This window comes from Methanocorpusculum petauri (assembly GCF_026891975.1).
Classification (GTDB): Archaea; Halobacteriota; Methanomicrobia; order Methanomicrobiales; family Methanocorpusculaceae; genus Methanocorpusculum; species Methanocorpusculum petauri.
The window spans coordinates 20,465-42,696 of record NZ_JAPTGB010000012.1 but is presented as its reverse complement, the minus strand read 5'-3'; the positions used below and the strand labels follow the sequence as shown (position 1 = coordinate 42,696).

The window sequence follows — 22,232 nt, the reverse complement described above, 5'->3', positions numbered from 1 at the left end:
ATGTCCGAAGATGATACCAAAAATATTATCTCTCTTCTTTTAAGAACGCCGCAATCTCATCAAGCATAGCACCGGGACGCTCGATCTTTCCTGCGGCAAGATCGATCACGGTACTCGGGGTTCCGGGAAGTTTCCCGCCGTCGATCAAATAATCATGCGGAACATTCACCTGATCCGATGTCACCGGTGACACCTCGCCGGAAATGTTTGCAGATGTTGCGGTAATCGGGCCGTCAAGCCCTGCAATAATCGCCTGTGCAACCGCGTTATCCGGATACCGGATACCGATCGTACCTGTTCCGCCCGATAGATCGGACGGAAGGCAGCTTTTCACCGGCAGCACTACCGTCACCGGTCCCGGCAAAAACTTTTGGATAAACCGCTCGGCAAACTCGTCCACATAAGCGATACCATAGATCATCTCAATATCCGAGACCGCAACGGAAATCGGTTTTCCCATCGGTCGCTGCTTTGCTTCATACACTTTATAGACAGCAATCTCGGACAGTGCATCCGCTCCAAGTCCGTAGATGGTCTCGGTCGGATACACCACCAGACCGTCGCGGGCAAGAACACGGACGGCTTTCTCAATCACTGCTTCCAGTGCAGGGGTTATTTCTGCACGTTCATAGCTGTAGGGACTACAGCACGGACTGTCGGACTCTGTTGGTTTTGTCATGATTGTATTTCCACAATTAAAATTCTCTGCCCCGGACACGGTTGAGATCAAAGACACCGATGGAACTGATATGCATCACCGCCATCACGCCGGCCTGAATTGGATCTGTGACGACCAGATCCGCCGTTGCAGACGCACTGCCAACCATTTTCAGACAAATAACCGGAATACCCTCGGCCTGCACCGCACGGATAGCCGCTGTTATCTCTCCTCCCATGATCGATCCGGCAAGCACCAGAATAGATGCACGCGGCAGGCGTGTGACCGCCTCAACCGCAGACGCAAGGTTTGCTTCACCCACCAGCGGAATCGTATCCACCGAAATTCTCTCGCCCCGGATATTGTGGCGGTCGGCTTCATTGACTGCACCCATGGCAACCTGCGCCACCTGTGCACCGCCGCCCATAATGATCACACGCTTGCCGAAGATGGTACGGAACGTATCCTGCAGTTTCACTTCCCGGATGCCGGGAATCAGTCGGAGAGCTGCTACCAGTTCCTGCACACGGTTGCAGGCCGCAATCTCAAGATCTACCCATGAATAGCCGGAATCAGGGCCGCGGGTAACCGTCTCCTGCTGGGTCAGTACGATGTTTGCATTGTACTCTGCACAAACTGAACCGATGTCCCGCAGGATTCCTACCTGATTCTCGGCGATGAGACTGATCGCATAATTCTGACCGTCGTCCATAAAAGTGAGTGCGATAACCGGGGATCGAACCCGGATTAGAGGCTTGGGAAGCCCCTGTCATGCCATTAGACCATTACCGCATGCAGTATTTCTTTTTGCCGTCAGTGAATATAGAGGTTATCGTCAGATTCGCATTGGAAGAGTTGGGCCTGCGGCGAGTGCAACAGCTTTCTGTGTTCCCTTGATTCTGTAACGGCCGCCTTCCGATTCCACATATCCCTTTGCGGCAAGAGTTCGCAGCGATCCTGTTACCTCAGGGATCGGGTGACCGACGGTATCAGAGAGTTCTATCGGCGTCAGCGGTGAGTAGATGAGGGCAAGAAGAATCTCCGACTCAATACTGTTCTGGAACACACTCCTGCCACTGACGATGACATCGTTCATCATCTCGTCGATGTCCTTTTCCACCGCCTCAAGATTTTCGATCAGTTTCTCACGGGAATCCAGCAGGAGGCGTATCATCAGTATTTTGTCGGTGAGGGGAGGGGTCGGTAATTCATCTCCTTTTGGGTCAGACACTACAGCAATACTCTGCGGCGGCTGGACGGGCTTTGTCATCTGTACCGAGAGTTCAAAATCCTGCACCAGATAATAGTATTTTCGCCGTTTTTCATCCTGATAAAAGGAAATAACGTCCTCTTTCTGCATGATTGCCAGGTGCTCAATTACCGCTTTCGGGTTAATCACCAGACGCTCGGATATCTCCGTTACAAAGCATGGCTTCTGGCGGAGAAGATCAAGTATCCTTCGTCTGTTCCGGTTCCCGAGAATATCCAGAAGATGAGCTATTGCGTCCTGATCCATCATAGTGCAGCTTACATATTGTAAGTGTTTAACCCGTAAAAAGATTCTCTCCGGGGATGTGATCCAATTGAAAGGACCGTAAAAAAGAAATGAGAGTTACCGACAGCCTGTTCCGGAACCGTCCCCCTTGCCGCAACAGCCGAACTCATTCTGAACGTCTTTACCGAGCATGCCGACAGCATCCGCACGGCAGCGCTGGCAGTGACGCATCTGGCGGACGTAAGGGGCACAAAGTTCATGCATGTGCGCCTTTTCCGCTGGTGTCGGAGGGGTTACATCCTTGAACTTGTACTGCGGGATAAGGGGAATGATGTTGAAGTTGAACACACCCATTGCACCAACTTTTTTGGCAATTTCTGGGATATGAGCATCATTTACTCCTGGTATATATACAGTGTTGATCTTTACCAGCATTTTTTTCTTTACCGCTTCCTCAATTCCTGCAAGCTGATGGGAAAGCAGAAGCTCGGCAGCTTCACGACCGTGATACTTTTTACCACCGTACTCAACGAAGGTGTAGATCTTTTCGCCGACGGCAGGATCAATCGCGTTGAGGGTGACGGTGATGTTGCGCACACCGTATTTTTCCAGCTCATCGATCTTGTCCGGCAAAAGAAGGCCGTTTGTACTAATGCAGAGAATCGTGTCCGGATACTTTTCATGAACCAGACGGAGCGTTTCAAAGGTCTCAGGGTTTGCAAGCGGGTCACCCGGGCCTGCGATGCCGACAACCTTGATGTGCTTCATCTTATCGACGACCTCGTCGATGCGTTCCAGTGCTTCTCCCGGCTGAAGAACCATGCTGGTAACCCCCGGGCGTGATTCGTTGACACAGTCGAAGTCGCGGACACAGTAATTGCACTGGATATTGCATTTGGGAGCAACTGCAACATGGCAGCGACCGAAGGAGTGCCGGGCCTCCGGACTGTAGCAGGGGTGTTCGTTGATGCGCCGGAGTGTTTCAGGATCATAGGGAAGATCCTGTGCCGGCGTAGAGCCACTATGTTCCATAATTATAATCTATTAACCACCCCGCCTATTTCTATTATGGGGATTCGGCACGCGCGAAGGAAAAGTTTTTGCAGAAACATGGTATAGTAGAGGGATCAAACATTACAGTACTACTCTCGAGGATATACGTATATGGTTGATATCGGCGGCCTGTTTGGCAAAAATGATCGGCAGAACCCGTGGACCCCCCGCGGAGAGTTGTCATTTGAAAAGGGACTTTATGAGGATGCGGCAAAAAGTTTTGCCCGTGCTGTGGAGCATGAACCGCAGAACAGTTCCCTGTGGTACAGGCTTGGCGTATCCCAGAACCGTTCCGGCCAGCATGAACATGCGGCCAGGTCACTTGCGAAAGCGACCGAGCTTGACCCTCAGAACATGGATGCATGGGTCACGCTTGCAACGCTTCTTGCGGATGCAAGAAGATTTGACGAGGCTGTCTCAGCTATCAGTCATGTGACGCTCGGGGACAGTGAACCGTACCTGCAGGAGCTGAAGTGCGAGTGGCTGGAACGCATCGGGCGGTATGCGGATGCAGCGGCGGTATGCAGTCATCTGACGAGTCTCCGTCCCGATGACAAACATCTGCGGATGCGCCTGGCAGAACTTACCATGCGGTCCGGAAACTTTGCCGAGGCAAAAGGCATGTTTGATCAGATTGCAGCAACGTCGTTTGATGATCGCGGCGTGTTTTTGTCCTCGGCTGCGTTCTGTTGTGAAATGCTGAATGACCGTGACGGTGCCCTTTCGCGGTATGCCGGCCTTGCCGAGGATGATCCAACCGGCTGGTACCGCCGTGCTCGGCTTGAAGAGAGCATGGGAAAATACAAAGATGCGGCAGCATCCTATGGAATGGTTCAGCAGTACTCGGCAGACACCGACATTACCGTGACACTGCGCCGTTCACTCTGCCTCTACTGGGATGGCAACGAGACGGAATCTGCGGTACAGCTGGAAAAAGTGCTTGCACGCGGATATGCAAATGCGGAACTGTGGTATCTGCTGGGCATTGTCTCCTTCCTCTCAGGCAATATGAAACGTGCATCCGAGGCGTTTCTTGAGATGATTCATCTGAATCAGTCGAACACATCGGTCTGGTACATGAAAGGGTGCGCCGAGTATTTGTCCGGCAGATACAAAGAAGCCATTGACAGTTTTACCCGGATGGGCAAACTCGGTGGTGAGGGTGGCCGTGCCCCGTCAAAGATGAAGTGGTTTGCCGAGGAGGACGATGACATGCAGCTGTTCAATAACCCTGTGCCGGTAGGAGCGGCTGCGATGACAAAACCCGAGATAGGTGTGGTCAACGTTGGTCTTGCTTCGATGCAGAGCTTTGCGCTGTCCGCACTCGGACGCTATGCGGAGGCGGATAAAACTGCCGTGCGTGCGCTGGATGCAGCACCTGACCGGCTGGATTTACAGCTTCTGCACGGAAAGTGTCTTGCGGCCCTGTCCAGCTATCAGCAGGCGGCGGATGTCGCCGCCCGCGTGATTGCAAAAGATCCCGAGTCACTTGCAGCACATGAACTGTATGCGTCCTCGATGATGCGCATAGGCCGCTATAAGGAGGCGGCGGAGGCGTGGGAGGAGATTATCCGGACCACTCCTGATAATAATCCTGCGTTCTTTGGTGTTGCAGATGCATGGATCGGCATTGGAAAGTACGAGGCAGCGGCAACGGCGTATGCACATCTGCTGGAAACGATGCCCGACGATCTTTCGCTTGTCTTCGGATCAGCGGATGCATTGTTCCGCGACGGAAAGTATACCGAGGCGCTTGCATACTATGAGCGTGCTGTAGTGCTGTCCCCTGAAACACCCGCAGCTCACATGGGTATTGCAAAGTGTTGTGAGATGCTTGGGAAGTATGCGGAAGCAGGCGAGGCGCTTATTTCGGCTGAACAGCTTTTGCCCGGTCATCCGGGTGTTCTGATTGCGCTCGCACGGGTGCAGGCGGAGGGCGGTAATACCGAGGCGGCGGTTGCAACGTATTCGGGAGTTCTGCGCGAATATCCGGAGATTCCGGGTGTTGCGGTACAGGTGGCAAAGCTTTGCGTGGCCCTTGGCAGAAATGAAGAGGCGGCGGATGCGGTTGCACTTGCACTGAAGGATTCTGAGGGAAGTCCGGATCTTCTGACGCTCGGCGGAGACATCTGTACGACGCTCGGTCGGTATGATGAAGCGGCGGAGTACTACTCCCGCGTTGCAAAACTGATGCCGGAGAATGCACACGTCTGGTTCGGCATTGGTCATCTGCATCTGATCAGCGGCGACTTCCGCGAGGCGTCGATTGGTATGGACAAGGTTCTGGAGCTTGAACCGGAAAACACAAACGCACTGCGCGATAAGGCGGCGGCTCTTACAGCGCTGGGAAAACTCCCGGAAGCTGAAGATGTTCTGCGGAAGCTGACAACTGCGGACGAAGCGGATACGAAGGCGCTACTGGATCTTGCGGGTGTTCTTGAGCAGATGCAGAAGTATGATGAGGCGCTTGAGGTGTATGGGGCATATTTGCAGAGTGGTGCGTCCAGCAGTGATGTGGTCCGGAAACTCTCGGCGATTTATCTGATCAAGGGCAACTACGAGGAGGCTCTTGCGGGATACGACATGCTGCTTGCGGAGAATGACAAAGATCTGGTGACGGTTCGTCAGCGTGCGGAGACGCTGTGGTATCTCGGCAGGTATGATGAGGCAGCGACGGCATACTCTGATCTGCTGGATGAGCGGCCGAATGATGACGCCGCGCGGTACGCGTATGCATCGGCTCTGGCGAATGCGGGACGAACCGATGAGGCGGTTGAGGAGTTTTCGCGACTGGTTGCAAATAATGCGGATAATACGGCGGCACTGTTTGCGGTTGCGGATCTGTTTGGTCGCGCGGGGAAGTATCTGGAATCTGCGAAGTGCTACGATAAACTGATCGGACTGTATCCGAAGAACAGCCTTGCACATCTGCAAAAGGCAATGATGCTGGTAAAGGTCGGGAATATTCCGTCTTCGGTTGAGGCGTTTGAGTCAGCCCTTCTGATTGATCCGAAGAATCCGTATCTGCTTTCCGGCATTGCGTTTATGCAGATGCTGTGCGGCCGGCCTGCGGAGGCGCTTGCACAGCTGGAAAAGGCGGAGCGTGTGGGGGCGGCGGATCCGGATCTGTTCTACTGCCGTGGTCTGATCTGTCTGCAGCAGAGCAGGTTTGATCTTGCGGTTGCTGCTGCAGAAAAGATTCTGGAGAATCATCCGGATCATGCTCCTGCCTGGCATCTGAAAGGGCGTGCGCTTGAGGCAGCCGGTCATCTCCGTGAGGCGGTCGAGTGCTTCACGAACGTGATGGAGCTGGACGGGGGCAAGGGCACTGACACGGACGGGGAAGCCTGAATGCAGATTCAGATCCTGTGTGTCGGCAGGATTAAGGACAGTTATCTGAATGAGGGAATCGCCGAGTTTGCGAAGCGGCTGAGACCCTATGCTACTGTTTTTGTGACGGAACTTGCAGAGGTGAGAGTCCCGGAGAGTGCATCACCATCTGCCGAAATACAGGTAAAGGAACGGGAGGGAGAGAGGATTCTTGCCGGGGTGAAGCAGGGATTTCTGACGATTGCATTGGATCCCCGTGCGCCGCTGATCGCAAGCGAGGAGATTGCAGTTCTGTTTGGAGAGGCAGAGCTTTCGGGGAAGAATGTATGTTTTATTATCGGGGGACCGCTCGGTCTGTCGCCGTCTGTTCTTGCGGCGGCGGATCGAAAGGTGTCCTTCTCCCGGCTGACGTTTGCGCACACGATGATCCGGCTGATTTTATTTGAGCAGATTTACCGGGGTTTTCGGATTCTGCGCGGAGAACCGTATCACAAGTGACCTGTGCGGGATCGTAAAAAAATTCGGAGTGGTCCGGGGCTTGTGAGCTGCACCGGTATTTTGTACTGACGATTTTGTTTTTTTTCGTTTTAGAGTACCCGGTATTCCGTAATCAGATTTGTTCCAGCCATCCGTGTTCCGGAAAGTTCCAGCCGGATCATCTGATCCTCCGAATCGATATGCATTCCTCCAACCAGTGACGGTGTGTCATTTCCTCCCACAATAAACGGCAGATGAATTAATCGTATCTCGTCTACCAGATGATGATGCAGCATGTGCCAGTTCAGGGTAGGCCCCCCTTCAATAATCAGTTTCCTTACTGAAAATTCCCGGTATAAGATATCCATCAGCAGGGAGAGGTTCACCTTCTCTTCTCCTGCGACGACGACGGACACTCCTTTCTCCCGAAGCGCCGCAATCCTATCTGACGGAGCCGCAGCAGACACAGCGACAACTGTTGGTACGGCTGATGTATCCAGTACATTTGCATCCAGCGGGATGTCCGCCAGACTTGAGGGTATCACCCGCAGAGGACTTTTTCCCGGGACCATGCGCACTGTCAGAAATGAGTTATCAATTTTAATCGTGGAGGATCCAACCATAATCGCATCATAGGCAGCACGCGTCTCATGCAGCAGGATCTCTGCCTCGTGCGACATATGCTTCATCAGAATCTTGCTGGAAGCACCACGCTTCAGGGTAAGTTTCCCATCCGCTGTAATCTCCGAGATCATCAGCACATGGGGTTTATGCAGTATTGTATTCATGAAGTATTTCCTCTTGATTCATATAGGAATAAAAGCTAAAGAATATTTGGTATGGAAATCCCGTCCAAAAATGCATCATACCTTGTCTGTCAGGCATCTGATGCAGTCAGGTTACCATGAATATTACCGCTCTTCGTCCCCGGCTGATTGGCTGCATTGATCCAATCGGCAATGCCTTCGTCCGGATTGGACTGAAACCAAACCAGATAACAATACTTTCTCTCGTTTTTGGTATTGCCTGCGCTGTCTGCTATATGCAGCGTCTGTTCCTCCTTGGCAGTATCCTGCTTGCGGTCTCCGCGATCCTGGATCTTGTAGATGGGAACGTGGCCCGGAAAACCAACCGCAAGAGCGATTTCGGCGCGGTACTCGACTGGATCATCGACAAATATGTGGACGGGCTTGTCCTTCTTGGAATTGGTCTCTCCGGAACTGCTGTCATCTCTCAGTTTTTCACTGTTCCGTCCTGGGTTGACACCGCAATCGTCGGCCTTGCCATTATCGGTTCACTGATGAACACCTTCATCAAACCGGTAACCTATGCAGAAATCGGCTATACCAAAAAAGAGGATGGAAAAATCAGTGATCCTCTGGAAGGAATCGGGTTCTTTGGCAGACCGGAGACAATCATCTGTCTCATCCTCTTCGGTCTCATCAGCCAAATCTGGATCGCCGTAATTCTCATTGCCGTCTGCACCAACCTCTCGGCTCTGCAGAGAATTCTCTATCTTGCACGCCGTCACGGTGCCTACAAGGAAGAGTAAAAGAAGTATATATTTTTATTTTTTCAGAGCTGCATTCAGCGCATTTTTCATAATTCCGCGGAGAATCGCATTTCCACTCTTTGATGCCTCGGTGAGTGCTGCAATCACCTCATCACCGCCTATCTCTCCAAGTGCGGTTGCTGCTGCCGCCTGAATCCCGGGTTTTGGATCATGCAGACAGTTGATCAGGGCCGCAACCACGTCAGGCCGCCGGGACGATGCAAGAGCAGTCACCGCCGCACGCCGTACACCCGGTACTGCATCTGAAAAAAGCGGCAGCAGTACATCCTCCATAATATATCCCTGCTTGCCGATAGCTTCCGCGGCTGCCATCCTGACTGATGCATCCGCGTCCGTACACAGGTGTGCCAGAAGCTCTGGTGATGCTGCCGCCGATGCAACAGCGCGACGGACCTGGGAACTCGCGTCAGCGGCAATCTCCTCGGGAACCAGAGGGCCGAGCACTGCAACCGCTGCTGCACGGATTTCCGGATACTCAGCGTCATAGAGACATCCTGAGATTTTTACCAGATCCTCGGGAGACAGTTCCCGCCCCCGCAGACCCTCAAGCGCTGCAAGACGAATTTGCGGCTCATCCGCCAGTGCTGCAAGAAGCTGCGGGACCACGCATGCATCCGCGTACACGCCAAGAGATAAAACTGCAACCTCGCGGATATCAGGGTTTTTTGCACCTGCTGCGTGCATCAGGGGAACGATCGCTTCGGGTGTCCGGAACTGTCCGAGTGCCTGAACCGCAGAAAACCGGAGTTCCTCCTCCTCTGAAGAAACTGCTGCAACAAGTGCATCGCATGCAGGGCTTCCCCCTTCCATAAACAAAAGAAGCGCTGCTTCGCGCACTGCCATATCAGGATCATGGAGATATGCAAGAAACTGCGGATACGAGATCTGCCCGATATAGTTTCGCAGCGTCCAGAGCATAACTCTGCGGACAAGAGGGTTTGGATCGTCAAGGTGATGCAAAATCTGCGGCAACCAGTGCTTTTCCGTTAATGCCGCAACCGCGTTCGCCGCATCTTCCTGTACTGCAATATCACTGCTTTTTATTGCCTCAATGCAGCACAAAAAGGTCTTTGCATCCATAAAACACCAAAGAGATATTCTTAGTTTTTCACATCAGTAACTTTGATCACATGCCAGCCGAACTGCGTCTTCACCGGTCCGACAACATCACCGATTTTTGCCTTAAACGCTGCATCTTCAAACGGCTTCACCATCTGTCCTTTGCCGAAGTATCCCAGATCGCCGCCTGATCTTCCCGATGGGCACTGAGAGTGAAGTTTTGCAAGTTTTGCAAAATCATCGCCGTCAGCAAGCTGTTTCATCAGTTGCTTTGCCTCAGATTCCGTCTTTACCAGAATGTGGGATGCCTTCACCCGTACCATACCATAGCATATCGCACTGCAACGCAATAAACTATGACGGCACGATTGTGGACTAGTGACATGCATCGCTGACTTCATGTGAATTCATCTCAAACAAAAAAATCAAAAATGCAGAGAGGATCAAACAAAATAAAAGCAGATCATGGAAAAAATTCTGCATCGGATGAGATACATCCTGCCTTTTTCCTTGAGCTGATGTTATTTTGCCGAACCTTGCGGCATACGAACGGTTCTGATAATCTTCGTTGCGGCCTCAACACCGCCGTCTATGTATGCGGCGCCGACCAGCGCCTCAAAACACTCTGCAGAAACACGGCCGCTCGTCCATATCTGCATGCGGAGTTCACCCTTCCCCCACCGCATATACGAGGGAAGTTCCAGTTGTTCTGCAATTTTTCTGACAACCGTCATATTGACGGCTTCAATCTTTTTGCGGGTAATTTCACCTTTGTCATACTCGCCTTCCGCCATGATCTCGCAGATCATTACCAGATCCAGCACCGCGTCACCGAGGACAGCAAGCGAATCCATGGTTTCATTCATAGGCGTTTCATGTTCACGGGCGTATGCAGTCCGTGTCATTGCATGGTCAAGATACGCTTCATTTTTGAACGTGTATCCTATCTTCTCATATAGCTTAGCATATTTCATGTAGGACACCCATACTGATTTATCAGCCGGATAAGGGCAGAAAACCCTTCCATTTCCATGGTAAGGACATCAACCTCTGTCATACCCATGCTTGTCTCCCCGTCAGCTGAAAGCATCTCAGGTCCCCGGACAACAGTGCGAAACACACCGTCACGCGAAAGAACCTTTTCCGCTTCTGCATCATGCACAAATGCGCGACCGGGAATAATCACGGTATCACAAAGATCCGGCAGATGAAGTGATGTGAGATCATCAATGGTTATCAGACAGGCAATCTCTTTGTCCACCGCAACAACTGAGGACGGATCCCCGCCGCAGGCTGAGATAACTGTTCTGATATATGGAAATGCAACGGCTCCGGTTATAATGGTTGCCCTTTTGTCCACCCTCGGCAGACGATCCAGCAGCTCGGGCATGTTGCGGATGGCAAACGGCGAGTCGAACCGGGGGTCATACAGCGGAGTTCCAGATATACGGAGATGAGGGAATGCGGCTGCACTTTCCCGCACAAGATCGGCAAACTCCTCAACTGTATGTACCCGCTGGCCGGGGAGGATCGGGGCATTTTCAAGGATCAGTCCCTGTTCCGGACGGTTCGCAAACCGCATCAGAATCACACCTTTCACTCCGGCTTCTGAAAGCCAGGACAGTGTTTCGGTAAGAACGGCACCGTCATTTACATCCGGCAGAATGACAATTGCTGCATACACCTCAACCTGCTTTGCAAGGCGACGGATGATTTCAAGCGATGTTTCCGGGGTTGGATCATGCATCCATTTCCGCCGGAGCTCTGCATCCGCGGCAAATACGGTAAATGAAACTTCTGTCAGGTGATTTGCAATTAAAAAATCGGCAATTTCCGGATCATCAAAGCCCTTCCCGCTGGTATAGCCGATATGCAGGGGAATATCCAGTGTTCCAAGCAGTTCCACAAGATCGCGGAACTCAGGGTAACAGCTGGGGTCTCCGCCGCCGGAGATGGTGATGCGGGTAACGTCTCCCGTGATCATCTGAAGGTCTGCAAGAAACGACTCGGCAACGGTTTGCAGAGGCAGAAAACCGGCGTACTCTTCTTTGACCCCGCGGGAACAGTAGTCACAGCCTTTTAAAAACGGAAGACAGTACCGGCAGCCGAACGGCGGTACATCCTTCGCATGCTTGAAGTAACAGTAGGCGCAAAAACCCCGGCAGTCAGTACCGGGACGGCCGCCTATATCAACGGTAAGATGCACCATGGTTTCTTCTTTATCCATTAGCGCTGCGGGGTTATGAATTGTTGAGATAAAAGAATCGGAAAAAACAACAAACTGAAAAAAATTGGAAATGTACTCCCGCATGCGGGAGTACATACATCGGGGGTGAACGTATTATGTCCGAGAAGATCAGCGCTTTGCCTTTGCTTTTGCGCCCATCATGGACTTCTTGGATCTGCGGATCCGGCGGCGAACACGCGGGTCTGCGATCTTCGGTCCACGGCGGCCCTGCTGAGGAGCGTTTGCCATGCGGCTTTCGATCTTCGTAACAATGCTTGCTCTCTTGAATCTCTGGTTCGGTCCCGGTTTCTTGACTTCTCCCTCTTTCTGGGGAACGAGTCTGATCTGACCGTTAACACCTTTGATCTGGTGCCAGTTGATGCTACCTGTCTTTCCCATATTGAACTCCTTACCTTGTTCGTGCCCTATTCACTTAAATATATCTCAATGACGGCGGTCAGACTGAAACTGTCAGCAAGCCGGAAAATCTGAACGGATCAGATGATCCGTTCAAGTTCTTCGTCCAAAACCTCGGAAACCACCTTACCGTCAATACGGCCACGTACTTCTTTCATCACTACACCCATTACCGGGCCGAGTGCTGCTTTGCCGCGTGATTTAATGAAATCAACGCGTTCGGAAACGATCGTGCGAACCAGTGTCTGCAGTTCCTCGCGGGAAAATGCAGGCGCGACTGTGGCAATCGCTTCATCCAGTGTCATGCCGCGTGCGCATGCGGACAGAATCTCCGATACCGCTTCTTTTGCTGCATGGCCCGCCTCAACCGCTTTCATCACCGCAATTACTGAGTCATCAGGCATCGCATCAGGTGAAATTCCTGCACGGGACAGTTCTTTTAAAGACGCCAGAATCGTGCGTGCTGCAAACACCGGACGGATACCCTCGGCAACTGCCAGCTCAAACAGCGGCAGTTTCTCGGAAAACGCCATCTGGTGCGCCATCCCGGCATCAAGACCATACTCGGAGACAAACCGCTTCGCTTTGTCGGTCAGCAGTTCCGGTGTTGCAATGCTTTCCCAGTACTCCCGGGAAACGGGGACGGGCAGAATGTCCGTCTCCGGATACATCCGTGCAGCTCCCGGAATCGGCCGCATGTAGGCGGTTGATCCTTCCTCAAGCATCTTGCGCGTCTCCCCCGGTATGCCCTCCATAGCCATCTTCGCGCGGCGGATGATCATCTGCATTGCACACCGGGATTTCTGCTCGGTTGCCGCAACAATGATTACCGCATCCTGTTCGCCTGCACCAAGACTCTCTTTCAGGATGGCGACCTCCTCAGCCGTCACGCCGTAGGCGGGCAGTTCGTCGGTGTGGAACAGACCGCCGACTCCGCACTTCTTTGCATAGTCCGACATCTCAGATCCGAGTCTTCTGCCCGGCTGAATCTCCATCCCGACAAGTCCGGCAAAGCCGTGCAGAACGGTTCCGAGAATCACTTTCGCTTTCTTCAGCACCTGTGACTGGGTTTTAGCAAAGACCGATGTTACATCGTACACCTCACCGTTTACCAGTGCATTGCGTGCAACCAGTTCATCCTTGATTGCAAGCAGCGACAGCTGGCGCTGGACCTCGCGGCGGACAACCTCTGCGATCAGATCCAGTTCCTGCACGCCCTTAATCTCCACCCGCGCACCATCACGGATGGACACATTCACATCCTGACGAATGGTGCCGAGACCACGCTTTACCCGTCCCGTGGAGCGCAGCGTCATGCCGATGTACTGGGCAACGTCATGCACCTGTTCAGGTGTTCTCATGCACGGTGCGGTTGTAATCTCAATGAGAGGGATGCCGAGCCGGTCAACCGAGAATACCTGATCGGTAACACGCTGACAGGCATCTTCTTCAACGGCAACTGTCTCAATCCGGCAGGTCTGATCGATTGCACCGTTCAGCGCAACAAGTGCTGTCCGCTGGAATCCGCTCGTGGCTGAACCGTCCACGATCATTTTGCGCATCGTGTGAATCTGCGGCAGCGGCGTCATGTCAAACATTTTTGCAATCGTCAGCACCAGATCCAGTGCGTCAGGATTCAGCGGTGCGGGAGGCTGTTCATCGATCTCCACGAGGCCGGTTGTGTCATAGGTGTAGTACGTAAACAGCCGGGCTTCCAGCATCTCTTCTTTTGCCGCGCGGTCAATATCTCCCATCTCGGATGTTGCAACACGCAAGAAACGTTTCACCTCGCCTGTGTGCTCGACTGAGTCGCGGATGATCGTCGGCGTGTGGGAGAACAGTTTCTCCTTTGTGTTGAGCTGCTGGTGGATCTCGATTCCCGCTTTTAAGCCCAGGGCTTCGTAGTCGAAGTCGGTCATTTACATCTCCCTCCAAAGATCATAGTCAAGTTCCCCTTTCAGGTTCGTCTGCATCATCCGCACTGCATCCTCGCGGCGGGTGGCATTGCCGAGAACCCACATCAGTTTCACGAGCGCCACTTCGGGCAGCATGCTTCCTCCCTCAACGACACCCGCGTCAAGCAGGTCGCGCCCGGTTTCATACACGCGGTCGCAGACGCTGCCTGCCTGGCACTGTGAGGTCATCACTACAAACGTTCCGGCGGCGATAAGTGCTGCAATTTTTGCGATGCAGTCTGTTCCCACATGGCCGAGACCGGTTCCTGCAATCACGAGACCTGCATAGCCGCGGAATGCATCAAACACTGCGGGGTCCATACCCGGATAGTACTGAAGGAGGCCGCAGTGTGAGTCAAGCCGGTCGAACAACCGGAGTTCCCGGGTTCCGCGCAGGACGGTATCCTTCCCGAGAGTTACCGCACCGTCCGGATATGATACCATACCGACCGGTGCTCTTCCAATGCTCTGGAATGCGTCGCGGCGTGAGGTGTGATTCTTGCGTACACGGGTTGCCCGGTGCAGGGCACACTCCACATCATCCGAGGTTGCATGCATGCAGACAACAACTTCGCCGAGGTCCGAGATCGCGGCTTTTGCCGAGCAGATCGCGTTCATGGCGTTGTCACTGCTCGGCCGGTCGGCAGACCGCTGGGCGCCAACGAAGATCACCGGCACCGGTGTCTCCAACATAAACGAAACCGCCGCGGCACTGTAGAGCATTGTGTCGGTTCCGTGCGTTACAATAACTCCTGTCGCACCAGCGGTAATTTCGTCGCGCACCGCGCGGGCAAGTTCCTGCCACATGGCAGGGTTCATGTTCTCCGACAGGATGTTGAACGGCTGGGCGGTGTGATAGCGTGCAATTCCTGCAAGTTCGGGAATGGAGCGGATGATGTCATCTGCGGTGAATTTGGAAGAGACTGCTCCTGTCCGGTAGTCAACCGTGCTTGCAATTGTTCCGCCGGTTGAGATGATCGAAAGCAGCGGCAGGTTTGCATCCTGCTTTGGAGGTTCTGCTGCTGTGTGGGGTGGTTGTGCTGTGGAACGCTCCGGAGCGGGGGTGCAGAGTGATTCGGGCACACAGATGTTGTAGCCGCTCGAAAGTTTCACCACGGCATTGCCGTCTGAGCCGGAGATGTAAATGCCGTGCAGGTTAAGATCTGCAAACGCTATGTTTACGGGATCGTTGTTGGAAAATGTCATGCCGTTAACCTCATGTAGTCTGTTTTTATAGTGTCGTCTGCGCGGAATAGTGCAGAACGCAGAGTTTCTGCACGTTCCTCGTCGCGTGCAAGCAGGGTGCCTGCGGTCTCTGCCGCTGCTGCCATCATGTCCGGGTTTGGCGCACCTGCGCTCTGTTTCGCTGCAACCATCTCGGACGGCGACAGCGCGCGGTCAATATGCTTCTGGGTGAGTCCCATCTCTTTGAGAGACGTGCCATATATTTCCATGCCTGCCTTTTCGACAATATCGATCGACAGTCCGCCGAGTTTTACGGCCCGGCCTACGATGTTGTGCGCGGTACGGAAGGGCATCCCGAACTCGCGCACCATCATGTCCGCAAGCTCGGTTGCCGTTGCGTTGCCGCGATCGGACTCTTCTGCCATTCTTCCGGTGTTGAAGGATGCAGTTTGGATCATTCCCGCGAGGATCGGCAGGCTCGCCTCTGCGGTGTCAAGACTCCGCCACAGATGCGGCGTTAAGTCCTGCATGTCGCGGTTGTAGCTCATCGGAAGTCCTTTCATCAGGGTAATGCCTGCTATCAGTTCACCGGATGCAACACCGGATTTGCTCCGCATAATCTCTGCGGTGTCGGGATTTTTTTTCTGGGGCATGATGGAGCTGGTTGAACAGTAGGCATCGTCCAGTTCTACAAACCGGATGAATGCACTGCTCCAGAGTACCAGTTCTTCACACAGACGACTGACGTTTGTCATCAGAATAGATAGTGCCGCAAGTACCTCCAGCATAAAGTCGCGGGATGCAACGCCGTCCATTGAGTTGGTCATGGCCGAGGTAAATCCAAGATATGCCGCGGTTGCTTCACGGTCGAGGGCAAATCCGGTTCCTGCGAACGCGGCGGATCCGAGCGGTGATACATTGAGGCGGGTGTATGCGTCAAACAGCCGTCCCGCATCACGGGCAAATACTGCTTCATATGCGAGCAGGTAGTGGGCAAGTGTCGTCGGCTGGGCGTGCTGGAAGTGGGTGAAGCCCGGCATGATGCTGCGGGTATGCTGTGCCGCCTGGTTAAGTAAGGATCGGCGCAGCGCGGCGATGCCGTCAAGAATTTCCAGAATGTCAAGGCGGGTCTGCATCCGCAGACATGTCGCGACTTCGTCGTTGCGACTGCGGCCGAGGTGCATTCTTCCGCCGACATCCGCACCGCAATCTGCGATCAGCTGTGCCTCAATGCCTGCATGGATGTCCTCGTGGGTCGGATCGAACACTGTCTCGGGGAGTCCCTCATTCATATACCGATGAAGATGCGACAGCAGCGTTTTTGCTGATGTGGGATCTATCAGGTTCTGTTTTGCAAGCATCAGGATGTGTGCCATGTCCACACGGAGATCGCAGTAGGCAATACGCCGGTCTGCCGATGCCGAAGAGAGAAACTCTGCAACCGCAGTACTCCGGTCGCCGCCGAGCCGCCCTTTGCGGATCTGGTCAGTTCCGGTCATCATGGTTACACCCGCAGTCTTTTTCTGCTTCGCCCGCTTTCAGCCGGTCAGCGATCCATTCCTGATCAATTGCCGCGCATTCCGTTACTGGTACATCCCAGATAGGCTCGCCGGTTACCATACAGGTCTGGTAGAGCGAGTACGGCAGTTCGACAACGCCCTGGTATTTGTTGTTTCGGAACGCTGCAAGAAAGATTTTTTTGCCGTCCGTATCCTCGTCAACCTTGGTGAACAGCAGAACGTCCGGTACTTGATCCGGATTGTCGCCGTGCAGTTTTGTGAGCGTGAGCATCTTGAACAGTTCCATCACTCGATCGTCAAGACCCGCCTCAAATATGAAGATCTTTTCTTTTAAGGCGTTCAGATCCGAAACCAGCCGCATCGGTCTTTCCCGGTACACGACCTGATCCGCCATATCACCGTCGATGCCCACCTCGCGGTCGGGACAGTCAGGCTCAAGGTAGATCAGAAATCCGCCTTGCGTTTCTTTGTCTTCATAGACGAACGGGTATCCGGCAAACCCGGTGTAGCCGCACTTTTCGCAGGTGAATAGAAACAGTTCGCCGGAGAGGACCTTTTCCCGCATCTCCGGGTCGGTCGTTACGTTCACGGACGGGCAGATGGTAATCTTTTGTTCATGATCGCACTCGGGACAGATGATCACATCTTCGTCTGTGATCATGTCTGCTCCTTGTTTGCGGCAGCCTGTATCCAGATTTTGTCAACAACGGTGTAGCCTTCGACCGGCCGTTCCCAGATGCCGTGCATCAGCATCTTGATCTTTTCATAGGTTTCGAACGGAATTTTGATCGGTTCCAGATACTCCCCGCCTTTTTTCGGGACAAAGATGAGGGATCTGCCTTCGCAGCCGAACATGTCCTGGGCATAGTAGAGGGAGTCGGGCATTTTTTCCTCGTGACGGGCATCCATTTCACGCAGAATGGAGTCTTTTACGGTCTCGACGATCCGGTCGTCCAGAAGATCGCGGAAGATGAAGATTTTTTCGCGGAGGTCGTCTGCGTTGTGGACAAGACGCATCCGCATCTCGGGGAGCAGGTGTGCAGGCAGGACGTTTGGAAGTTTTGCCTCGCGATCGGTGGTATCCGGTGCGAAAAAGACCGAGAACTTTTTGTCAAGGTCATGGTAGAGCATCGGATATTCAACAACTCCTGAGAATCCGCATTCTTCACAGGTCAGGGTAGTGAGGGTTCCTTCGAGATATTTTTCTGCAAGACCCGGGTCCGACGAGGCGTTGATGCTCGGGTACATGGTGAAATTCTGTTTTTCTCCGCATTTCGGGCAGGTTATGGTTTTTACTACAGGTTTCATGGTATTATTCCTTTCTTCCGGAAGGGCCCCGGTGGTGATGGGCAAATTCGCTGTTTCTGATGATGTCACCGGTAAAGACCGGACCGTCACGGCAGACGCGGAGGCCTTCGTGATCGATGCAGCAGGAGCCGCAGACGCCGACGCCGCATTTCATGTACCGGTGCAGGGAGAACTGTCCCCGTGATTCGATGCCTCTGGCAATGAGCCGGTCAAGGATGCCTTTCATCATCATTTCAGGACCGCATACGCAGATGGTATCATATTCGGTTGCGTCAAGCTGGTCGAGAATGCCGGTGACAAATCCGTGGTATCCGCGGGTTCCGTCGTCGGTTGCAATCTTCAGGTCGGTTACGTTTGCAAGTTCGTCAGCGAAGACCAGTTCTTCAGCGGTGCGTGCTCCGAGGATGAAGGTGTCAACTTCGCCGCCTGCGGCGAGGGTGAAAAGGGGTGTCACCCCGATGCCGCCGCCGATGGCAAGAACTTTTCCGGTGGGGAAGAATCCGTTGCCGAATGGTCCCCGGATGCCGATTTTGTCACCCTCTTTGAGGGTGAAGAGGGCTGCGGTTGCGTCCCCGACTTTCATGACGGTGATGGCGTTTGCGGCGGAAAAGGCCATCGGGATTTCGTCGACGCCCGGTACCCAGACCATGCAGAACTGGCCGGGCCGGATGTTGAAGAGTTCGTCGAAGACGAAGGTTTTGATGGTCGGTGTTTCATCGATTACTTTGGTGATGGTGACCACCGCCGGCATGTGTTCTTCAGTCATGAGCGCACCCCACGAGTTCCCCGGCGGGTATTCCGTTTGGAGCATACAGGTCCTCGGCGATGTCGGCGAAGACGTTGATGTTGTCATAGACTGCGCTGCCGATCTCAACTGCCGCAGCACCTGCCATCATCATTTCAAGGACGTTGTCTGCGGTGGAGATGCCGCCGCAGCCGATGACGGGGATGGTGCATGCTTCATAGAGGTCATATACTGCACGCACTGCAATCGGGAATACGGCGGTTCCGGACAGGCCGCCGAACTTGTTTCCGAGTACCGGGCGGCGCATGCCGGTTGAGATGCGCATTGCTTTTACGGTGTTGATGGCAACGATGGCGTCTGCACCTCCTTCTTCTGCGGCTCTGCCGATTACGCCGATGTCAGCGACGTTCGGGGTGAGTTTGACCCAGACCGGTTTGCCGAAGGCTTTGACGGCTTCGGTACATTCCCGTACGACCCGCGGGTTTGCGCCGATTGCAGCTCCGTATCCTTCGGCGTGCGGGCAGGAGAGATTGAGTTCAAATGCGGGGGCGTCCGGGAACCATCCGGCAACTTTGGCGAACTCTGCCGGAGTTCCGCCGAAGATGCTGATCACTACGGGTGCGTTTTCGGCAAGAAGCGGGGCAATTTCTCCGGTGAACTCCTGCGAGGGGTTTGGCAGGCCCATTGCATTGAGGATGCCGCCTGAGACCGGTATCAGCGACGGGCCGTGATGGCCGTCTTTGGGTTCCGGGCCAATCGACTTGGTGATAACTCCGCCTGCCCCGAGGCGAAGCATTCGTGACAGTGATGCGGCGGTGGTCCCGAGAACTCCTGCGGCGAGGAGCATATGGTTGGTGAGAGGGACGCCGCCGATCTTTTCTGTCGGTGTCTGCAGCTTGATCATATCTGTGTTATTGTATGTAGTCCGCCCTGCATTAATCCTAACGAGGCGATGGGCTTTGTTCCAAAAGTCCCTACTTGTTTATAATGTCCGGGCCGGGTTCACATTTGATTGATCGGGATTTTTCTGCCACGTGTTTGTCCCGTGAGGCGTTTCACGAGGTTGAAGATCTCATGGATTTTTGCCCGGGAGTAATCACGGAATACACGAAACGAATCCCTGTACCGGGGGTGGAGATCAGGGTAAAGCCCTGCCGGGCTTTACTGTACGGCTGCACGAATACTTTTTTCCACAAAGTCGAGGATTGTTTCCGCGTCACGGTCGGCGTCCACCAGAACGAATCGTCCGGGGTCGTGTACGGCACGGGCAAGATAATTTTTCTGCACGTGTTCCAGAAATTCCTGCCGTTCAAAGTGTTCCTGTTCGGATCGTCCGGCAAGCCGCGACATCGCCACAGGTATCGGCAGGACAAGCAGAATTGTCAGGTCCGGCCGGATGGACCAGCCTGCATGGACTGCCTCCAGCCATCCGTGCGGGTCGGGATGGGCCCCGGCAAGTGATACTTCCTGATAGGCGAACCGTGAGTCCGAGTACCGGTCGGAGATGACGAGCCGTCCTTTGGTCAGAGCCGGACGGACAACGTCTGCGAGATGTACTGCATGGTCGGCGACGAACAGTGCGGCCTCGACCATCGGGTCGCTGTCGGCGGCAATGGCGCGCCGGACGGCGTCGCCAAGGTAGGGGCTTCCGGGTTCGCGGGTGAACAGGGGATTCAGATCTGCAAGTCTGTTCTTCAGTCCTTCGTAGAGTGTTGATTTGCCGGAGCCGTCGATGCCCTCAAGCGTAATCAGCAAAATGATCCCTCCTGAATAATTTTGAGGGGTATGGTTCCCTTGTGCACCGCAGTTGCAACAATCGCCCCATCAAATCCGGCGTCGGCGAGAGTCTGCAGATCCTCCGGCGACCGCACGCCTCCGCCGTAGTAGAGTTTTTTTGCTGAACTGCTGCGGAGCAGTTCGGCGTATGCGGGGTCGATACCTGAGGAGGTGCCGACCGAGGAGATGTTCAGGAGGATGCATCCGTCAAAGTCTGTTTCGTTTGCTGCACGCAGAACGTCCACGGGGCCGGCCGCAGACGGGAATGCGTTGCCAATCACGTGTCCGTCTTTGACGTCTACACTCAGGAATCCGCCGTCAAATTCGTTCAGGGGGGCATCGATCGTTTCTGTTCCCACAATATTCCGGATGTTTTCACCCCGCAGATACTCTTCGGGGATGCTGCATCCGCGATCCACCCAGAGTTCTGCGACCTGTTCTGCAAGCCGGAGGATCAGTCCGGTGTGATCCCCGCACATTCCGATTCGATCGAGGTCTGCGGCATACAGATATTTCGGCTGCATCGCTGCAAGATATGCGGACGGTTCTGCCGAGGGGGACAGTCCCCAGGTCAGCGGGGCATAGGTCCCGCGGTTGCCGGAGCTTCCGTGTACCACGTATCCGCCCTTGAGATCCATTGCAAGTACAACATCCATTTTGTTACTGTCATATATGATGTGCCGGGGAATAAAAAATCCCCGAGGCCGGAGTACGCGGGACCAAAAGTGAATGTCCTTATTAAGGGTAAAGACCATATAATATCCATGAAACTCTTAGTCAGCCCAAGCTCTATAGAAGAGGCGAAATTCTGCCTCGATGCTGACATTATCGATGTAAAGCGTCCCGCCGAGGGGTCGCTGGGTGCGAATTTTCCGTGGGTAATCCGCGAAATTAAAAAGCTTGCCGGAACTACGCCGGTCTCCGCTGCTATCGGTGATTATGGTCCGACTCCGGGCAATGCAGCTCTTGCAGCATACGGTGCGGCGTGCGCCGGTGCGGATTTTGTAAAGATCGGTCTGATGTTCAACGACAAGGATGCAGCCCGCGACGTCATTGAAGGTGTGGTTCGTGCCGTCAAGGAGCCGTTCCCGGAGAAAACCGTGGTTATTGCTGCATATTCCGATTATGTCCGGCTGGGAACGATTGCTCCGCATGTTATGTCCCCGATTGCTGCGGAGTGCGGAGCCGATTTTGCGATGATTGATACCGGTAAGAAGGACGGCAAGAGTACGTTTGAGTTTATGAACAAGGAGGCTCTGCAGGCATTTACGGATCAGAACCGGTCGCTTGGTCTGGGAACGGCTCTTGCCGGTTCCCTGAAGTTCGAGGATATTCCTGTTTTACAGGAGATCAATCCCGAGATTATCGGCGTCCGCGGTATGGTCTGCGGCGGTGACCGGTCAACGATGGTCAAAGCAGAGCTGGTAGCAAAAGCAATTCAGATGGTCAGGTAA

23 protein-coding genes and 1 tRNA gene are annotated in these 22,232 nt (G+C 53.9%); 4 read left to right on the top strand and 20 right to left on the bottom strand.

The window, feature by feature from the left end:
• Positions 1–25 precede the first annotated feature (25 nt).
• From O0S10_RS06495 to nifB, 5 genes are all read right to left on the bottom strand, one after another.
• Entirely contained in the window at positions 26–679 is a 654-nt protein-coding gene (locus tag O0S10_RS06495) for an L-threonylcarbamoyladenylate synthase (protein WP_268925080.1), read from the bottom strand.
• Between the two features lie 16 nt (positions 680–695).
• Positions 696–1,370 carry a DUF5612 domain-containing protein gene (locus O0S10_RS06490; protein ID WP_268925079.1) on the bottom strand — a complete coding sequence of 225 codons (675 nt, stop codon included), beginning with the start codon at positions 1,368–1,370 and terminating at the stop codon, positions 696–698.
• 9 nt (positions 1,371–1,379) lie between these two features.
• Positions 1,380–1,450, bottom strand: a tRNA-Gly gene (locus O0S10_RS06485).
• A 43-nt stretch (positions 1,451–1,493) separates the two neighbouring features.
• The gene (locus tag O0S10_RS06480) at positions 1,494–2,177 is read right to left on the bottom strand and encodes an ArsR family transcriptional regulator (protein ID WP_268925078.1); all 684 of its coding nucleotides are present in this window, start codon (positions 2,175–2,177) and stop codon (positions 1,494–1,496) included.
• 93 nt (positions 2,178–2,270) lie between these two features.
• Positions 2,271–3,185 (bottom strand): nitrogenase cofactor biosynthesis protein NifB, encoded by a 915-nt coding sequence (gene nifB, locus O0S10_RS06475; RefSeq protein ID WP_268925077.1) that lies wholly within the window; start codon positions 3,183–3,185, stop codon positions 2,271–2,273.
• A gap of 132 nt (positions 3,186–3,317) precedes the next feature.
• Between nifB and O0S10_RS06470 the strand changes: the two genes are divergently transcribed.
• Entirely contained in the window at positions 3,318–6,557 is a 3,240-nt protein-coding gene (locus O0S10_RS06470) for a tetratricopeptide repeat protein (RefSeq protein WP_268925076.1), read from the top strand.
• Positions 6,558–7,034: a 23S rRNA (pseudouridine(1915)-N(3))-methyltransferase RlmH gene (locus tag O0S10_RS06465; protein ID WP_268925075.1), complete on the top strand. Its 477-nt coding sequence runs from the start codon at positions 6,558–6,560 to the stop codon at positions 7,032–7,034.
• Positions 7,035–7,123: 89 nt separating this feature from the next.
• Here the strand turns inward: O0S10_RS06465 and O0S10_RS06460 are convergent, their stop codons facing one another.
• A complete protein-coding gene (locus O0S10_RS06460; RefSeq protein ID WP_268925074.1) occupies positions 7,124–7,801 on the bottom strand; it encodes a RibD family protein in 678 nt (225 codons plus the stop codon).
• Between the two features lie 116 nt (positions 7,802–7,917).
• On the opposite strand from O0S10_RS06460, the gene O0S10_RS06455 reads away from it, so the two are divergent.
• Entirely contained in the window at positions 7,918–8,565 is a 648-nt protein-coding gene (locus O0S10_RS06455; RefSeq protein WP_268925073.1) for a CDP-alcohol phosphatidyltransferase family protein, read from the top strand.
• 15 nt (positions 8,566–8,580) lie between these two features.
• Here O0S10_RS06455 and O0S10_RS06450 read toward each other — a convergent pair whose 3' ends face one another.
• The 14 genes from O0S10_RS06450 to O0S10_RS06385 form a co-directional block, all read right to left on the bottom strand.
• Complete coding sequence (locus tag O0S10_RS06450) at positions 8,581–9,666, bottom strand: HEAT repeat domain-containing protein (RefSeq protein ID WP_268925072.1); 1,086 nt, start codon at positions 9,664–9,666, stop codon at positions 8,581–8,583.
• A 20-nt stretch (positions 9,667–9,686) separates the two neighbouring features.
• Positions 9,687–10,034, bottom strand: coding sequence for a peptidylprolyl isomerase (locus tag O0S10_RS06445; RefSeq protein WP_483869629.1), 348 nt, complete (start codon positions 10,032–10,034; stop codon positions 9,687–9,689).
• A 132-nt stretch (positions 10,035–10,166) separates the two neighbouring features.
• Complete coding sequence (locus tag O0S10_RS06440) at positions 10,167–10,619, bottom strand: ribonuclease III domain-containing protein (protein WP_268925070.1); 453 nt, start codon at positions 10,617–10,619, stop codon at positions 10,167–10,169.
• Entirely contained in the window at positions 10,616–11,854 is a 1,239-nt protein-coding gene (gene mmp10, locus O0S10_RS06435; protein WP_268925115.1) for a methyl coenzyme M reductase-arginine methyltransferase Mmp10, read from the bottom strand. The genes O0S10_RS06440 and mmp10 overlap by 4 nt, the downstream gene beginning before the upstream one ends.
• A 147-nt stretch (positions 11,855–12,001) precedes the next feature.
• A complete protein-coding gene (locus tag O0S10_RS06430; protein ID WP_268925069.1) occupies positions 12,002–12,271 on the bottom strand; it encodes a DUF5350 domain-containing protein in 270 nt (89 codons plus the stop codon).
• A gap of 98 nt (positions 12,272–12,369) precedes the next feature.
• Positions 12,370–14,208: a Glu-tRNA(Gln) amidotransferase subunit GatE gene (gene gatE / locus O0S10_RS06425; RefSeq protein ID WP_268925068.1), complete on the bottom strand. Its 1,839-nt coding sequence runs from the start codon at positions 14,206–14,208 to the stop codon at positions 12,370–12,372.
• On the bottom strand, positions 14,209–15,450 hold the full coding sequence (gene gatD / locus O0S10_RS06420; RefSeq protein WP_268925067.1) for a Glu-tRNA(Gln) amidotransferase subunit GatD: 1,242 nt from the start codon (positions 15,448–15,450) through the stop codon (positions 14,209–14,211).
• Positions 15,447–16,928, bottom strand: coding sequence for an argininosuccinate lyase (argH, locus tag O0S10_RS06415; RefSeq protein ID WP_425438309.1), 1,482 nt, complete (start codon positions 16,926–16,928; stop codon positions 15,447–15,449). Before argH ends, gatD begins: the two co-directional genes overlap by 4 nt.
• Positions 16,915–17,610, bottom strand: coding sequence for a CpXC domain-containing protein (locus tag O0S10_RS06410; RefSeq protein ID WP_268925065.1), 696 nt, complete (start codon positions 17,608–17,610; stop codon positions 16,915–16,917). The genes argH and O0S10_RS06410 overlap by 14 nt, the downstream gene beginning before the upstream one ends.
• On the bottom strand, positions 17,607–18,257 hold the full coding sequence (locus O0S10_RS06405; RefSeq protein WP_268925064.1) for a CpXC domain-containing protein: 651 nt from the start codon (positions 18,255–18,257) through the stop codon (positions 17,607–17,609). Before O0S10_RS06405 ends, O0S10_RS06410 begins: the two co-directional genes overlap by 4 nt.
• A 4-nt stretch (positions 18,258–18,261) precedes the next feature.
• Entirely contained in the window at positions 18,262–19,023 is a 762-nt protein-coding gene (locus O0S10_RS06400) for a dihydroorotate dehydrogenase electron transfer subunit (protein ID WP_268925063.1), read from the bottom strand.
• Positions 19,016–19,906 (bottom strand): dihydroorotate dehydrogenase, encoded by an 891-nt coding sequence (locus O0S10_RS06395; protein WP_268925062.1) that lies wholly within the window; start codon positions 19,904–19,906, stop codon positions 19,016–19,018. Before O0S10_RS06395 ends, O0S10_RS06400 begins: the two co-directional genes overlap by 8 nt.
• Positions 19,907–20,163: 257 nt before the next feature.
• Positions 20,164–20,757, bottom strand: a complete 594-nt coding sequence (gene tmk, locus O0S10_RS06390) for a dTMP kinase (RefSeq protein ID WP_268925061.1) — start codon at positions 20,755–20,757, stop codon at positions 20,164–20,166.
• Positions 20,751–21,434, bottom strand: coding sequence for a HisA/HisF-related TIM barrel protein (locus O0S10_RS06385; protein ID WP_268925060.1), 684 nt, complete (start codon positions 21,432–21,434; stop codon positions 20,751–20,753). Before O0S10_RS06385 ends, tmk begins: the two co-directional genes overlap by 7 nt.
• A 108-nt stretch (positions 21,435–21,542) precedes the next feature.
• Between O0S10_RS06385 and O0S10_RS06380 the strand changes: the two genes are divergently transcribed.
• Positions 21,543–22,232 carry a (5-formylfuran-3-yl)methyl phosphate synthase gene (locus O0S10_RS06380; RefSeq protein ID WP_268925059.1) on the top strand — a complete coding sequence of 230 codons (690 nt, stop codon included), beginning with the start codon at positions 21,543–21,545 and terminating at the stop codon, positions 22,230–22,232.